Here is a 14,994-nt window from a genome sequence, read left to right on the forward strand (position 1 = left end):
TCAGAATTAAGACAGGGATTAATTATCCAGGGTGTTTATTTTTTGTTGAAAGGTAGACCGGTAATCATGGCCGAAGTTTTGAGGCAGGTTAAAGCCATTCATTTGGCTATTAATTCTGATAATTCGGTCTCGTAGTGAAGTGCCTTCCCATTTGGCATGACCAATTCTGTCTTCAAAGTCCCCCTGGTTACTGCGAATTCGCTTTAGTAGGTTAAGTGCGCCGGTCGGGTTATATCCCGCGCGATACATATAGATAATACCCCAGTAGTCTGCTGAAAATTCGTATTCCTCGAGCCGGTCTTTGATCGTATATTCATACATTTCGTTGGCCAGTTGGGTGAGGTTTTCTTCTGTTTCCTCATATTTTTGTTCTCGATCTCCCAACTCTCGGTCCAATTCTTCAAAGCGTTCATCCGCTTTAATTTTAGTTTCCCGCCGGTTGCTTTCTTTAATGCCGTGATTATGTACGATATGGGCTAATTCGTGGGCAACAAAGAAGGCAAATTCAGTTTCGCTTTGCATAAGTTGTAGCGCTCCCTTTGAGACAAATATCATCCCGTTGGGAGATGCATATCCGCTTATTTCGTTGGTGTCGAGAACATAAACTCGAACCGGTGTTTCGTAGCGGTGGGAATTTTCGGCCAGAACCAACGCTATGTGCGTTAGGTACTGCTGCAATTCCCGGTTGTTAACCAATCCCTGTTGCGCAATAACATTAGCGATACCCCATCCTGCTTGTTCTTGTAGAGGATTTAATTCGGGTACTTCGTCGGGATCTATTTCAAATCGATCCTGTGCTTTCTGCCAGCTCCAGTGTTGGAGTCTAAAATTTCGAAATTTATGATACTCATCGGGTTCGAAAAAATCATTGAAATCATCGAGAATAGCACTTTCTTTTTTGCCGGTTTTGCTTGACGTAAAGTCGGTTGCAAAACCTTTAACGGCCGCAGCAACTTGGGCCGGTGATGCGTAAGGATCTTGGGTACTATCTTCTTCACCCTCAAGTTCTTCAAAAGTCGCTTGTGCGTCCGGTGTAACCTCATCCTGATTGGGAGAAGTTTTCTTTTCATCCCTTTCTACGTAGGCCGCTCGTTGCGGAATCCAACCCTCTTTCTCTTTAGCTTTTATTTTCAGCCACTGTTGTTCCTTATCAATTTCAGAAACTTCGGCTCCGGAATGAAGTCGCAGCATAAGTTCATAATACGATCCCGGTCCGTTTCGCATATCAACGGTATTTTTAATCGTAAGGGTTTTAGTCTGTTTTACGAATGCCGTGATCCCTGTAATAAATAGTATGAACAGTGAAAATAATATGTATTTACGTCTCATAATTTCCCCTATTTTGTTTTTAGGTGAAAAACTCCATCCCAATCTTTTGGTGGAGGTTCTTCTTTAAATTTTTTACATCTCTCGATATATGTTTCTGAGGGTCCGTCTTCTGGTTTTAAGGACAGAACCTCCTGAAATCGGTTCATAGCTTTATCCCATTCTCTATTGAGATAAAAATCTAATCCTTTTTGATAAGTTGATATGATTTTTTCGAGTTCTTCTGTATCAGGGTCTGATTTTTCTCCCATCAATTCATACACCCGCACCGGTTTTGTTTTACCCTTTACAACCAGGAAATCAAGTTGACGGCCATAGAAAACATCTTTGACGTCCTCGTAGGTTTTTTCAGCAATCATAGTATTGCTTCCGAACTTTTTATTAGCCGCTTCGAGGCGAGCTGCCAAGTTTACGGTGTCTCCCAGTACCGTATAATTAAAACGGTTGTAAGAACCGATATTTCCCACAATCATATCGCCGGTAGCAATACCGAATCGCGAATGAATATTGGTATCCTGCGGAGCTAATTCTTTAACCTTTTGCATCATTTTTAAGGTGCTTCTACATGCCAGCTCAGCATGATTATCCTGATCAATAGGAGCGCCCCAGAATGCCATTACGGCATCACCTATATATTTGTCTACGGTGCCAGAATGTTTAAATATAATGTCGGTCATGGTCCCGAGATATTCGTTTAGAAAAGAGACCAGTTCCTCGGGCGCTTTTTCCTCTGAAATCGATGTAAATCCTGCGATATCAGAAAATAGGACGGTTAACCTTTTTTTCTGTCCGCCCAGTTTTAGTAAATTGGGTTGGGCAATAAGTTGTTCTACAAATTCTGGCTGTACGTACTGACCAAAGGCCGACCGAATCTCTTTTTTCTGTTTTTCCTCGGCGAAGTATTTATATGCTGCCGAACCACTGTAAGCAATCGTGGCCATAATCAGGTAGAGTCCCGTTGAAAACCAGATGCGCTCGTAAGTGAATAGTGCTAATCCTATCCCAATAATTGCAAATAAGATACTGATAATTGCAGCAGCCCCTTTGCCGGGACGAGAGTAGGCAATAACAAAGGGGATGCCGATAGAAATAAGTAGAAGAATTAATATTGCTATCCAGGTAGGAGGTTGAGTGATAAAATTGTTGCCTATTAAATTGTTTAAGATCGTGGCCTGGATTTCCATGCCGGGAAATGGTTCCAGCGAGCTTATGGGCGTGCTTTTTATATCTCCCAATCCAGCTGCAGAAGCTCCAACAATAATAATTTTATCTTCAAGCACCGATGGAGGTACCGATACCTCGGCATCGGGATTGCGCATCTTTTGGATTGCACTTTTTACGATAGCCTGAAAGGAATAATAGGGAAATGTACCATTTCGAACACCTCCCTTTTCGTACCAATTAATCAGATAATCGCCATTGTCTTGCAGAGGGATATTTTGATCCCCAATACGGAGGCCACTTGAAGTCCATTCAAGAGAAACCGTGTCTGGTTGTAGCTCTAAAAAAGCTGCCATTGAGAGTGTGGGAACAAATCCCTTGTAAGCCAAACTGTCAAAAAGGTGAATAGAACGGATAAGGCCATCCTCGTCGGGGCTCATAACCGTATTACCGAGCCCGGTTGCCGCTTTGGCAAATTTATCAAGGGGTTTGGAAGTTAAAAGGTGGGGTTCTTTATAGGGAGGATCGTTTTTAATATTGTAATGCTCAATAAGCGGTTCATTATTCATGGAAAGGTCTACAGCGGGATCCTCATTTTCTGTAGATTTGAACGCAAGAATTGCATTGTTGCTTCGCTTCAGCGATTGTAAAAAGCGCCGATCGCTCATGGTCCCCGACAGATTCCTGCGATCAAAATCCGGGGTATCAAAGAGAATATCGTAAACAATTAGCTCGGCTCCCGATTCATGGAAATAATCCGTTACAATCTGATAAAACTCTCTGGGCCAAGGCCAGTACATACCATTGCTATTAAAATAGGAAAGGCTTTTTTCATCAATGGAAACCAGCACAATTTTTTTATTCGAATCTTCCTGCTGGAGGTGTCGGAACTTATAATCCAAGATCATCCGATCAATACCACTAAATACCTCTGTGTAGATACTAAAAAGGCCTATCAGAAAGAAAATAAGGGCTAACAGTGATAAGCTGATATTTTTATTTAATTTGATAGCGATTCCCTCGATACTGAGTTATGAATTTGTGGATCTTTCTACAGTAACCCCAACAATTGATTTTGAATAATGTTAGAAAGAAAAAAATGAATTGCAACTGCCTGAGCGGATGGCGAAAAATCTGAAAAGGAATGAATAGTTATAAAAATAAGTCTCATTTTGTTTGCAAAAATTTCAAAAGTTTCAAATTATAGTACTGAACTTTTAGTGTAGGTAGCAGTAATCACACGGAAAAAATTTATGGCAAAGAATATAGATTTAACTCAACAGATTGTAGCCGATTTTGCCGAGGGATATAGCAATTTCGGTTTAAATCCACTGATGGGGCGTATTGTAGGGCTTCTTATTATATCTAAAGATCCACAATCGCTGGACGATATTGTTGAGCAGCTGGAAATGAGTAAGGGGCCAATTTCACAGATTTGTCGGCGACTTAAAGAACGTGGCCTGATTGAGAAGGTGTGGATTCCGGGCGACCGCAAAGATTATTATCAGGCAACAGATGATATTTTTGGTAAGGCTTATGCCAATCAGATAAACAAGATGCAGGATAATATAGAGATTGCTGAAAAATATCTTACCATGGCTCAATCGATGGATTCAGAGGATGCTGAATTTATCAAACAGCAGATGAAGGTGATGAAATCTTTTTACGAGCTGATGGATGAGTACAATAAAAAATTTGTAGAAGCGTGGGAAGAGAAGCACAAGGAACTAATGGAATAATTTTTTTATCGATTAACGTTTGGAACTTTTCAAATATTTAATAAATTAATTTTCTATGGGCTCTAAAAAACGAATAGCGGTATTTTTATTAGGATTTATACTGTTTCTGGCCTTTTCTCCAGGCAGTTTACAGGCTCAGATCACTCAGTTTTCAGATCTGGACTATCCGTATTCCGTGCAGTATCAGCAGTTAGAGGATCGGCAAGAGGTCGCCTATATCGATAAGGGTGAAGGTCCGGCGATTATCCTGATTCACGGACTCGGCAGTTATATTCCTGCGTGGAAGCAGACTATACCGGCGCTGACGGAAAATTATAGAGTTATCGCATTGGACTTACCTGGATATGGCAAGTCATCCAAAGATGTGGATAGTTATTCAATTCCGTTTTTTGCTAAAACAGTTGCTGACCTGCAGGATTCACTGGGAATTGAAAAAGCTACTTGGGCAGGTCATTCCATGGGTAGTCAAATTGCGTTGCAGGCCGCAATAGACTACCCGGATAAAATTAGCAAGCTCGTACTGTTGGCTCCGGCCGGGTTTGAAACTTTTACGGAGCAGGAAGGGACAATGATGAGTAATTTCGTAACGCCACAATCAATTAAAGCTACACCTGATTCGCTTATTCGCCAGATGTTTAAAGCAACATTTCATGAGTTTCCCAGGGAAGCACAGTTTATGATTGAAGATCGGGTGGCCATTCGGTCGGCGAAAAATTTTGACGGTTATGCACGCGCCTATGCCGGATCGGTGCAGGCAATGCTGGACGGACCGGTATTTGAAAAATTATCAAGTATTAATCAGCCGTCGCTTATTATTTTTGGCAAGCAGGATATGCTGATCCCAAACCGACAGTTCCACGGGAATTTAACCACAAAAAAAGTGGCGGAGTCAGGACATAAACGATTACCCAATAGCCAGCTGAAGCTGATCGGTCAGGCCGGACATTTTGTGCATTTTGAACAACCGGAAATGGTAAATAAAGAGATTTTAAATTTTTTAAACAGCAAGTAGATTATGATAGACTTTGAAGATAAGGTAGTACTGATCACGGGTGGTGCCGGTGGCATTGGTTGCGAGACGGCTCAGCAATTTTTGGATCGAGGAGCCAGTGTTGAGCTATGGGATATGGATAAGGAATCCGGTGATAAGCTGGTAAAGAAATGGACCGATGAAGGGCATAAAGTTCACTTTGAAAAAGTGGATGTAACCGATTTTGATATGGTTAAAAATGCAATGAGTGATCTTCATGAGCGCTGGGGGCAGTTAGATATTTTGATCAATAATGCCGGAATAACCCGCGATGCCACGCTCAAGAAAATGAGTCCTGAAGAATGGCAACAGGTTGTTGATGTAAATCTGAATGGCGTATTCTATTGTGGAAAAGCGGCCGCAGAAGTAATGCGGGAGCAGGAGTCGGGCGTTATCCTCAATGCCAGTTCGGTTGTTGGGGTGTATGGTAATTTCGGACAAAGTAATTACGTGGCTACAAAGTCCGGAGTAATTGGACTTACCAAGACATGGGCTCGAGAACTTGGCCGAAAAGGGGTGCGCGTAAATGCAGTAGCGCCCGGATTTATTGAAACGCCCATGGTCAATACTGTTCCAGATAAGGTATTAGAAAAGTTGAAAGGGCAGACACCCTTGGGGCGCCTCGGTAAACCGGAAGACATCGCTTCGGCGTATGTCTTTCTGGCTTCCGAGCAGGCAGCGTTTATCACCGGAACGGTACTTCAAGTGGACGGGGGACTCGTATTTTAATGAGGCATTCCAGAATTATAGCAAGTGGTTCGTACGCTCCCGAGCGGGTTATCAAAAATGAGTGGTTTAATGAGCAGCTGGGTGAGGATGTAGATACCTGGCTCCGCGAAAACCTGACGATCCGCGAGCGTCGGTGGATGGAAGAAGACCAATCCACAAGTGACTTGTGTGTAGAAGCAGGCAAAGAGGCATTGGAAATGGCGGGACTTAAAAAGGAGGATATCGATCTGTTGATCATTGCAACCGATACGCCCGATTTTATATCACCGTCGACTGCATCCGTGGTACAGCAAAAGATGGAATTGACAAATGCCACTTCGTTGGATACCAATACTGCCTGTGCCGGCTTTCCTACGGCCTTGACGTTGGCTAACAGCATGATGGTAACCGATTCAGTTTATCAAAAAGTAATGGTGATTGGGGCCTACGGCATGAGCCGATTTTTGGATCTCAATGACAAAAAGACGGTTACGTTGTTTGCCGATGGAGCCGGTGCGGTAATTTTGGAGCCCGCTGAAAATAATGAAGAAGGATTTTTAGCTTCCGATTTGCGAACCAAGCCGGAGTATTATAAACACATGGGTATTTACGGTGGTGGAGCAGCTGCGCCCGCCGCGCGAAGTGAATCGCAGGATAATATTCAGTGCCTCCAGTTTGTCGAGAAGTTTCCCAAAGAAATTAATCCAGAGGTGTGGACGGATATGATTCGTACTGTAGCCCAAAAAGGAGACTTTAATACTGATGATATTGCCGGTGCTTATATGACACAGATTAATATCAACCAGATTTGGGAGACGATGGATAATCTCTCACTCGAGCGCGATACGGCACCAACCATAATGGATAAATACGGGTATACGGGTTCCGCGGCCATACCGATGGTGTTTGATAAGGCACTTCGCGACGGGTCGGTTTCGAAAGGGGATATATTAGTATTTGTAGGATCGGGGGGCGGTCTCCATTTTGGAGCCTGCGCCTATAGATGGTAGAGAAAATAGAAAAATAAAAGTAGATATAACCTTTTAGAGGTTATGAGGTCATTACGTAACAGTAAGTTAAATATGATTGTCATTTCGACTGGAGAGCAGTGATTTTCTGCTCGGAATCGAGAATTCTCTGAAAGCTAAGAAAGATTTCTCGATTTGATCTGGCAAGACAGATTCCGCTCGAAATGACAAACTAAAATAATTAACCAGATGGAATTAGCGTCATCCTCAATGGTAACGGCCGGTTGGATTCTGATCTTGTGCTATGCAGGAGTGATCCTCTATTTTGTAATCAAGGGTGCGGGCCAAACCAAAGAGATGGATGATTATGCTTTGGGAAGTGTGCTGTTTTCACCCACTGCCGTTGGGCTTTCACTGGCGGCCTCTATCACCAGCGCGGCTACGTTTATCATCAATCCCGGCTTTGTTTCGCTGTATGGATTTAGTGGGGTCATTGCTATGGGATTAGCCCTTCCGTTGGCAACACTGGGCTCACTCATCCTGTTTACCAAGGGCTTCCGAAATTTCGGAACCAACGTCAAAGCCCTTAGTATGGCCGACTGGATCCGGAAAATGTACGACAGTCGGCGTTTTGGTATTCTTTTCGGATTCCTTTCCCTGCTGCTCATTACCTTTATCGTACTTATTTGTGTGGGTCTTACCAAGGTATTGGCAAGCACTCTCAATATCAGGGAATTTTACGTTCTGTTGGGGATTGTCATTTTTATTTTTGGATACATGATGTACGGTGGCGCAAATTCAATGGTCTATACCAATACTATTCAGGCCATACTTATGGTAATAGTGGCTATTATGTTGCTGGGATCGGGATATGATCATTTTAGCAATGGTGTAACCGGTTTCATCGATAAGCTAAATGCAATTGATCCCAAACTTACTCAATTGACCAACGACTCAAGCTTTCTGTTTCGGGATTACTTCGAGATTTTTATAGCACCATTTATAGTGGGGATCGCCATTGTTTGTCAGCCCCATATTTTGACGAAATCACTTCTTTTGGATCGCGAAGAGGATGTGAATCGCTATTTAGTAGTAGGGATTATTACGCAGTTTTTATTTTTCCTTGTGGTCATCGCCGGATTATATGCACGTATAAGTTTTCCGAATTTAACGGTAGATGGCGAAGCCCTCCCTATGGATGGAATTGTATCGGCCTATGTAGTCAAAGAATTTGCGGTAGCTATTGCCCTTATTATTGTACTGGGATTGATTTCGGCCGGGGTATCCACACTGGAAAGTTTGATCCAATCCTTATCCACTTCGATTACCAATGACATCATTGAACCTTTGGCGGGTAAGGAAATTTTCGAAAATGATATTTTTGGACTTCCCGCCAAGCTGGTGTACAACCGATTTGTGATCGTGGCGATGGCTGTGGTAACGGTATTTCTATCGTGGCAGCAGCTGGTAAATCCCAAACTGAGTGTTGGTATTTTTGCCCAGAACGGAGTTTACGCCTATTTCTCAGCAGCATTTGTCCCCATTTTGATGGGCATGTTTTTTAAGAACGTTCCTAAAGAAGCACCTATTTGGGCTTCCCTTGTAGCTGTTACCGTTCATTTTACGGTGTACTACGGGCAGATTCGCGTCCCGTTTTCAGAGGCCGATGGTGAAAACCCGGCGGTAGCAGCGGCACTGGCTATTACAAGTGCAGTGGTAGTTGGATTTGCCATTTATGCAGCAAAAAACAAGGGTATTAAACTTCGGAGTGATAACGAGAAAGCAAAAGCTTCGGTGTAGATTATGAATTATAACAACTGGCTTAAAAAACGAGAACGATATGCTCCTCAGAAAGAGGCGGTGATTGATACTGCGAGTAGCAAGCGTTTTACGTATCAGGATCTGAATAAGAAAGCGAATCGCTTGGCAGGATACCTGCAACAGGAGTGGGGATTGGAAGCCGGAGACCGTTTGGCGGTTGTATCAAAAAACAATATCGAATATCTCATCTTGTTTTTTGCCTGCGCCAAGATTGGAATTGTTATGGTGCCGTTGAATTATCGATTACCCAAAGCCGGACTGTATGAATTGTTGGATGATGCCGATGCTCATCTGACTGTTTATTCTGATGAGTTTTCATTTATAAAAGATGAGGCTGCTGAAGCTATTTCTTTTGATAAGATTTCTGAAGTGCTGAAATCTTCGCAGGCAATGCCCAATATTTATGAAGCAAATCCGGAGGATATTGCTATGATTTTGTATACCTCCGGCACGACGGGAAAATCAAAAGGGGCGATGATCTCATGGCAGCAGATTCACTGGAATTCAATTAATACCGAAATCAGTCTTGAGCTTACCGGACAGGATTGTGCATTTGTGAACACGCCCTTTTATCACACGGGAGGTTGGCATGTCTTGTTAATGCCGCTCATCCATCATGGTGGTAAGCTGGTGTTACAGCCCGAATTTGATGCCGCAGAGTGTAATAGGCTGATCGAAGAAGAAGGTATTACTATATTATTCGGGATACCTACGATGCTTCGCATGATGATGGAGGAATCCAATTTTGATGAGGTAGATGTGAGCAGCGTTCGATTTGCAATATGCGGAGGAGAATCATGTCCCATCCCAATTATTAATCGTTATAAAGAGAAAGGAATTCCCATTCGTCAGGGCTATGGATTGACGGAGGCAGGCCCCAATTGCTACTCACTGCCGGCCGAGGATGCGATTCGCAAAAAGGGGTCAGTAGGATTTCCAAACTTCCACATAGGGGTTAAAATTGTGGATGACAATAATGAGGAAGTTCCGCAAGGCGAAGTGGGAGAACTACTGATGAAGGGGCCGCACGTGTTTGCCGGATACTGGAAAAATCCCGAAGCCACTGAGGAAGCCATTGATAACGGCTGGGTACATACCGGCGATCTGTTTCGCTGCGACGAGGACGGCTACTATTACATGGTGGGACGCAAGAAAGAGATGTATATCAGCGGGGGCGAAAATGTATATCCCGTACAGGTAGAAAAGGTAATTTATGAGCATGACGCCGTTGCGCAAGTGGCCGTCATTGGTGTGCCTGATGAGCAGTGGGGCGAAACCGGTTGTGCTTTTGTGGTGCTTAAGGATGGTGTCTCTCTGACAAAAGATGAGTTGCAAAGCTATTGCCGGGAATATCTGGCCGGTTATCAGACGCCAAAACATATATTTTTCAGGGATTCCCTACCCGTTGGCGATTCAAATAAAATCCAGAAACGTGATCTGGAAGAAGAATTTAAGGAACTATCGCATGAATAAGATTAATCATTTGTCTGGAATATCGTCGCAGTTTGTGGAGACCGACCGACTGCGCATGCATCTGCTGACGGCAGGTAGTGAGCAGAATACCACTATGCTATTTTTGCACGGCAATACGTGTACTTCCACCATATGGGAAGAGTTTATGCTTCAATTTTCGGATGATTTTTATTGCGTTGCGCCCGATATGCGTGGCTTTGGTGATACCGAGAAAAAAGTTATCGATGCAACCCGGGGTATCGAAGATTGGCTGGATGATATCACTGCACTAATTAAGGAATTAGATCTACTCCCGTTTCATGTAGTGGGACATTCGTTAGGCGGATTTGTCTGCTGGGGACTTATTGCACGGCATGCGGCAGATATTTTAACGGTAACGCTCATTTCACCCGGTCCGCCGATGGGATTTGGCGGCATTCACGGTGACCAGGGCAAGGCGAATAATCCGGATTATTCAGGATCAGGAGGAGGAATTGTTGTTGAGGCATTTTCAGAGCGTTTGATAGAAGGAGATCGCTCGAGCGATCATCCGTTGTATTCTCCGAGAAATATGATGAATCGACTTTTTTGGAAAGAGAGATTTGAAGCCAATCGGGAAGAGGATATTCTTACGGCTATGCTGCAGATTCATACCGGAGATAAATACTATCCCGGTGATTACGAGGAATCAAAGTATTGGCCGGGCGTTGCTCCGGGCAAGTTTGGGCCGGTAAATGCCCTTTCGCCGAAGTATAATCAATCGCTGTTGCACGATTTTTTAAATGCGGAACCCAAACCTCCACTATTATGGATACATGGCAAGGATGATAATATTATTTCGGATGAGTCTTTTTCGGATCCCGGATATCAGGGCAAGATGCAATTGCGAAAAGGCTGGCCGGGAGAAGAAAAATACCCGCCACAGCCGATGGAATCACAAATTAGATTTAGTCTTGCTGAATATCAGTCGAAGGGAGGAAAGGTTTACCGTAAGCAAATAGATGATTGTGGGCATACCCCTTTTCTTGAAAAACCTGAAATAACAAGACAGGCACTATCGAATCATCTCCAAAAAACCGAAAAGCAATAATTTTTGCCGTTAGTTTTTGAAAAATTTAAAAACTTTGATAAGTAAAAAAAATAAAGTAGTCGGATGTTTAACCTTAATAATAAATCCCAATAAAAAAGGGGAGTACATATGAAAATACAATCAATAATAGCAGTGTTTTGTTTTTTATTGTTCTCAGCAATGGGAACGGTAGCACAAAACACGGGTACAGTAGAGGGGACCGTAATTGATCAGGAATCCGGTGATACGATGCCGGGTGTAAATGTTGCTCTGGTGGGTACGACTAAAGGAGCGGCAACGGATGAAACGGGGACCTATCAAATAACCGATATTGAGCCGGGAACGTATACGGTAAAGGCAACGTACTTGGGTTATGCTACATTCGAGAGCGATCCGTTGACGGTCGAGGCCGGAGAAACTGTGACGCTGGATATCAGTTTGGAGCAGACGGTATGGCGTGGCAACGAGGTGGTGGTTTCAGGTTCGCGCAGACCGGAAAAACTGCTTGAGTCGCCAACGACGATCGAGCGGGTTTCGCTGGAGGATATCGAAATCTCGGGCGGATCGACGTTTATGTCTACACTGTCGAATTTAAAAGGGGTTAATTTCACCAATGCAGGTATGAATACGCAGCTTATTTCGGCCCGTGGATTTAACAGCAGCTTTAATACACGCATGCTGTTTTTAATTGATGGCCGGTTGGCTACACTTGGTGGCACAGGATTACCGCAAGGTAACTTTTTGCCGTCAAGCAAAATTGATTTGAAAAGTATAGAGGTGGTGTTAGGTCCTGCTGCCGCACTATATGGACCCAACTCAGGTTCGGGAGTAGTCAATGTTACGACCAAAGATCCCTGGGATCAGTCCGGGGTAACCGTTGAGGCACGAGCAGGTAATCAGTCGCTCCGTGATATTAACTATCGCATAGCGGGAACGGTAAACGAAAGTTTTGGATACAAAGTTACCGGACAGTATATGCAGGCCGTTGATTTTAAACCTCAGCGTGAAGATAGTCTGCATTTTTATCAGGCGGCTGGAACAAAGCCTACTGCGGCAAATACCGTCTTTGAAACGGATGTAGTGGAGGATTACGATGTGGGTGCTACTAAAATCAATGGATCACTTTATTACAAATTGGGTGGCTGGAAAGTAAGCGGTACCTACGGGTGGTCTTCGACTGATCAATTTTCACTAACTGGAAATGGACGTAATCGAATAGAGGATTGGCAAGTTGATTATCAAACGTTCCAGGTAAGTCATACCAACTGGTTTGCACAGGTTACGCGAACCGGAAATAAGGCCGGAAGTTATCAGCTTAATCAGGTAGTACCGGCTGTACAGTCGATGGTTAATGCCGGAATGTCGTTGGATCAGATTGACATCGAAAGCATCCGCGAAAGTGTTGCTTTTGTTGATGATACCGAAATTTACGACTCTGAATTACAGTATAACAACCAGTTTGGTGACTTGAACTTAGTAGCGGGATTGAATTACCGTAACTACTTGCCGGAGTCTCAGGGAACGTATCTCGAAGATGGCCGGGGGCAGGATATCAGTCGCGAGTTGTTTGGCGGATATGCCCAGCTGGATTACGATGTAGTGCCTGATAAATTGCAGTTGGTAGCAGCGGCAAGAGTAGATGCTAACACAGATTATGATACGCAGTTTAGTCCCAAGGGATCGGTTGTTTATACGGCTGTGCCGGGACACAACATTCGTGCAACATATAACAGAGCATTTACGACGCCTACCATACTGCAAAGTCATGCCTACATACCGGTTCCTGATCTTTTTGCACCGGGATATTCATTTCTTATTGGTGGAAACACTGAGGGATATACGATTGAAGATCCATCCGGAAACGTTGTAAATACAATTGATCCTACATCACCCGAAGAAGTCAATTCTATGGAATTGGGCTATAAGGGAGCTTTTGGTGAAAAGCTTTTTATCGATGTAGTAGGCTATTATTCTTGGTATAAGAATTTTATTGGCACGGATGTTGTCGCTGATGGTATAAATACGATAGCATATCGTAATGGCCAACAAGTACAGGTTGAAGGTAGTGCTTTAACGGCTTTGCAAACCTACATTAACTTTGGTGAAGCGGAAGTGCAGGGATTTGATCTTGGACTAAACTACTATTTCAATGACCGATATAGCATGAATGCTAATATGTCGACAATTAAGTTGGTTGATTTTACCAACGAAACCACCGATGCACAGCTGCCATTAAATACACCACCGTTAAAAATTAAAGGTGGATTTACAGCCAAGCAGCTGTTTGATAATGATACGTTCCAAGATCCATTTGTTAATATCAATGGTCGCTGGCAAGACAGCTACCAGTTTCTGTCGGGATATTGGAACTCCAATGTGTTGTTGGATGATGACGGAGATACCAGTGATAAGGAAGAGTTGCCATCAAAATTTGAGCTCGACCTCTCACTCGGTTTTGATATCATGGATACAGGGCTTGCATTTCAAGCCAGTGTGAACAATATATTTGATACTGAAAAGGTTGACCAGTTGGGTACCCCACCAATGGGACGTACATTCTGGGTATCGTTAAAATATAACTTTGACGGACTGCGTCTATAGCAATTCGTTAGCCTTGATGGAAAGCCTGCTTCGGAAAACGGAGTGGGCTTTTTTATTTTAATTGATCAATGAGAAAGAGCGTTGAAACACCTATCTTTTGTGCATTAATCGTTAACGCATTTATTCCCGTTGAAAACCTCTGCCAAATATATAGCTGATCGCATCCGGCTGATGATTGCCACCAAGCAGTTTCAGGTGGGAGAAACATTGCCATCTACCCGTGAGCTGGGTCAACAGCTGGAGTCAAGTTTCCATACCGTGCGCAAGGCGTATCATATTTTAGCGGATGAAGGGCTGATCAGGGGGGAACGAGGAAAAGGCTTTATCGTAGAACGGCAAAATACCAATCTTGATAAAGCAGACCGACTTGAGATTGGAGCTGAAAAAATGCGTAAGCTCCTGGAAGAGTTAATTGGTTATGGGCTGGACGAATCTGAAATTGATGAGCTATTCCAGGAACAGCTCAGCTTCATGGATTGGCCCGATCGTATTGAAACCTGTGCCAGTATTGGAGAAACAAATGAGCTGGGACATATGCTGGCTGATGCGATAAAAAAAGAAGTGGGGGTCCGAAGTGAAATTTTAAATACCAACCAGTATAACGAAACAGTAAAGTTTGATGCCCTTTTTGTGCCGTTGCAGCTGGTAAATAAGTTTCGTGAATTTGCCGAAAAGGGTCGTTTGTTGCCTATTGTTTATAGCATTAACCCCGATACATTGTTGTCGATTGTAGATCGCGCGGCTATCGATACGATCGGTTTGGTAACGGCCGATGATCAGTCGATCCCTAAAATTATTGATGAGTTGAAGGCGAGTATTAAATTTGGCGGATCATTTGTGGCCGGGGCCACGTACGGAGAATCGTTACCTTTGTTTGTCCGGGAAACAGATTTGATTTTATACACCTCTGAAAGTGCAAAGCTTGTCGAGAAAAAGATTCCGGAGCGCAAGCGTATTAAGCTTGAATACAGTATTTCGGAGCAAAGTGCTGATACCATTAGGGCCGAGCTTTGGGATCAGTAGGATAGATGAGAGAAGGCAAACGTGAAACGTAAATTCGACTTCCCGTTGCACGTCTGCCATTTGCCTTTTGTAAGGATACTTGAATGAAAGAAACTA

At 43.5% G+C, this 14,994-nt stretch carries 11 protein-coding genes; 9 read left to right on the forward strand and 2 right to left on the reverse strand.

The window, feature by feature from the left end; genetic code table 11:
* Nucleotides 1-18: 18 nt before the first annotated feature.
* On the reverse strand, nucleotides 19-1,329 hold the full coding sequence (locus ACQ4LT_RS02785) for a M48 family metalloprotease (protein ID WP_445664479.1): 1,311 nt from the start codon (nucleotides 1,327-1,329) through the stop codon (nucleotides 19-21).
* 8 nt (nucleotides 1,330-1,337) lie between these two features.
* Entirely contained in the window at nucleotides 1,338-3,512 is a 2,175-nt protein-coding gene (locus ACQ4LT_RS02790; protein ID WP_445664549.1) for a CHASE2 domain-containing protein, read from the reverse strand.
* Nucleotides 3,513-3,740: 228 nt separating this feature from the next.
* On the opposite strand from ACQ4LT_RS02790, the gene ACQ4LT_RS02795 reads away from it, so the two are divergent.
* The 9 genes from ACQ4LT_RS02795 (at nucleotide 3,741) to ACQ4LT_RS02835 (ending at nucleotide 14,898) form a co-directional block, all read left to right on the forward strand.
* Entirely contained in the window at nucleotides 3,741-4,226 is a 486-nt protein-coding gene (locus ACQ4LT_RS02795; protein ID WP_445664480.1) for a GbsR/MarR family transcriptional regulator, read from the forward strand.
* 55 nt (nucleotides 4,227-4,281) lie between these two features.
* On the forward strand, nucleotides 4,282-5,238 hold the full coding sequence (locus ACQ4LT_RS02800) for an alpha/beta hydrolase (protein WP_445664481.1): 957 nt from the start codon (nucleotides 4,282-4,284) through the stop codon (nucleotides 5,236-5,238).
* Between the two features lie 3 nt (nucleotides 5,239-5,241).
* Complete coding sequence (gene fabG, locus ACQ4LT_RS02805) at nucleotides 5,242-5,985, forward strand: 3-oxoacyl-ACP reductase FabG (RefSeq protein ID WP_445664482.1); 744 nt, start codon at nucleotides 5,242-5,244, stop codon at nucleotides 5,983-5,985.
* Nucleotides 5,985-6,974 carry a 3-oxoacyl-ACP synthase III family protein gene (locus ACQ4LT_RS02810; protein ID WP_445664483.1) on the forward strand — a complete coding sequence of 330 codons (990 nt, stop codon included), beginning with the start codon at nucleotides 5,985-5,987 and terminating at the stop codon, nucleotides 6,972-6,974. Before fabG ends, ACQ4LT_RS02810 begins: the two co-directional genes overlap by 1 nt.
* A gap of 207 nt (nucleotides 6,975-7,181) precedes the next feature.
* Nucleotides 7,182-8,732 carry a sodium/pantothenate symporter gene (locus tag ACQ4LT_RS02815; protein ID WP_445664484.1) on the forward strand — a complete coding sequence of 517 codons (1,551 nt, stop codon included), beginning with the start codon at nucleotides 7,182-7,184 and terminating at the stop codon, nucleotides 8,730-8,732.
* A gap of 3 nt (nucleotides 8,733-8,735) precedes the next feature.
* On the forward strand, nucleotides 8,736-10,226 hold the full coding sequence (locus tag ACQ4LT_RS02820; RefSeq protein ID WP_445664485.1) for a class I adenylate-forming enzyme family protein: 1,491 nt from the start codon (nucleotides 8,736-8,738) through the stop codon (nucleotides 10,224-10,226).
* Nucleotides 10,219-11,295, forward strand: coding sequence for an alpha/beta fold hydrolase (locus tag ACQ4LT_RS02825; protein ID WP_445664486.1), 1,077 nt, complete (start codon nucleotides 10,219-10,221; stop codon nucleotides 11,293-11,295). Before ACQ4LT_RS02820 ends, ACQ4LT_RS02825 begins: the two co-directional genes overlap by 8 nt.
* A 108-nt stretch (nucleotides 11,296-11,403) precedes the next feature.
* A complete protein-coding gene (locus ACQ4LT_RS02830) occupies nucleotides 11,404-13,875 on the forward strand; it encodes a TonB-dependent receptor (RefSeq protein WP_445664487.1) in 2,472 nt (823 codons plus the stop codon).
* Nucleotides 13,876-14,004: 129 nt separating this feature from the next.
* The gene (locus ACQ4LT_RS02835) at nucleotides 14,005-14,898 is read left to right on the forward strand and encodes a GntR family transcriptional regulator (RefSeq protein ID WP_445664488.1); all 894 of its coding nucleotides are present in this window, start codon (nucleotides 14,005-14,007) and stop codon (nucleotides 14,896-14,898) included.
* Nucleotides 14,899-14,994 lie beyond the last annotated feature (96 nt).

Source organism: Fodinibius sp. AD559 (assembly GCF_052712805.1).

Coding starts and splice junctions, on each gene's coding strand:
- ACQ4LT_RS02815 (WP_445664484.1), top strand. CDS start 7,182: ATGGAATTAGCGTCATCCTCAATGGTAACGGCCGGTTGGATTCTGATC.
- ACQ4LT_RS02785 (WP_445664479.1), bottom strand. CDS start 1,329: ATGAGACGTAAATACATATTATTTTCACTGTTCATACTATTTATTACA.
- fabG (WP_445664482.1), top strand. CDS start 5,242: ATGATAGACTTTGAAGATAAGGTAGTACTGATCACGGGTGGTGCCGGT.
- ACQ4LT_RS02800 (WP_445664481.1), top strand. CDS start 4,282: ATGGGCTCTAAAAAACGAATAGCGGTATTTTTATTAGGATTTATACTG.
- ACQ4LT_RS02810 (WP_445664483.1), top strand. CDS start 5,985: ATGAGGCATTCCAGAATTATAGCAAGTGGTTCGTACGCTCCCGAGCGG.
- ACQ4LT_RS02795 (WP_445664480.1), top strand. CDS start 3,741: ATGGCAAAGAATATAGATTTAACTCAACAGATTGTAGCCGATTTTGCC.
- ACQ4LT_RS02825 (WP_445664486.1), top strand. CDS start 10,219: ATGAATAAGATTAATCATTTGTCTGGAATATCGTCGCAGTTTGTGGAG.
- ACQ4LT_RS02820 (WP_445664485.1), top strand. CDS start 8,736: ATGAATTATAACAACTGGCTTAAAAAACGAGAACGATATGCTCCTCAG.
- ACQ4LT_RS02830 (WP_445664487.1), top strand. CDS start 11,404: ATGAAAATACAATCAATAATAGCAGTGTTTTGTTTTTTATTGTTCTCA.